Source organism: Geofilum rubicundum JCM 15548, from assembly GCF_000974365.1.
In the GTDB taxonomy this organism is placed as follows: Bacteria; Bacteroidota; Bacteroidia; order Bacteroidales; family Marinilabiliaceae; genus Geofilum; species Geofilum rubicundum.
Genome location: NZ_BAZW01000191.1, coordinates 1 through 784, shown reverse-complemented (window position 1 = coordinate 784; position 784 = coordinate 1). Strand labels below are relative to the sequence as shown.

At 35.7% G+C, this 784-nt stretch carries 1 protein-coding gene; it reads left to right on the top strand.

The genetic code is table 11. From position 1 onward, the window contains the following. The first annotated feature begins 67 nt into the window (after window positions 1-67). On the top strand, window positions 68-586 hold the full coding sequence (locus tag JCM15548_RS20725; RefSeq protein WP_062129151.1) for a hypothetical protein: 519 nt from the start codon (window positions 68-70) through the stop codon (window positions 584-586). Window positions 587-784: the final 198 nt, after the last annotated feature.

Sequence of the window (784 nt, the reverse complement as noted above, 5' to 3'; positions counted from 1 at the left end):
CCATGTGGGCGTTGTGTGCAACCAAATGACAGTGCTGTAACAAGCTGAATACAACACCAATAAAATTATGCAAAAATATTTATTGATTGCATTGATTGCCTTTCAAATACAAATTAATGGACAGACTTTGGAAAAGGAAATCTTTATTATTTACGAAGAAGTGCTTAATGAACTACAATCAACTGAAAATATTACAGGGTTAGAAAATAAATATGACTTCACATTTATACTATTACTCGACTCGACAAATATTGAGTTAATTGAAAAAACTAGATATCAGCATGTTGACGAGTTCAGGAATTATGCACCCGGACTTTCCCTTACTCAACAGACCGTTGGTTTCGTAACTGACAAAAGAGAAATTAGAGAAATTTTTCAAGATCAAAATTCATTGAAAAGGATCCTTGATTGCACTAATACATATAATAGTCCAAATATAGCAATGACCAAATTTCGTTACCCAATTTATATCAAAGGGAACCAAGCGATTTTTGAAACATCTGGACCGACATGGAGTGACACTTATTCTGCAATACTTAAAAATGGAGTGTTTCAAATAAATTGGCTTGGAGGAGATATTGAGTAAAATGGCAGCACACAACATCATGTATAAAATATTGGGGGTTTATGTGTGTACAGGCTACTCCATTCCCCGTAGTAAGTTTCTTAACGGCAGACAATAACGATGCTCGCAAGCCCCCAACAATTTCATAGTGTGCCGAGAAGCAGAACATCGGCAAAATGTAGTTCTGCATGCTGTAGTTAAGATGGTGGAAACAGTTGG

Bases quoted from the DNA above. Each gene is read 5' to 3' on its own strand.
- JCM15548_RS20725 (WP_062129151.1), top strand. From the start codon at position 68: ATGCAAAAATATTTATTGATTGCATTGATTGCCTTTCAAATACAAATT.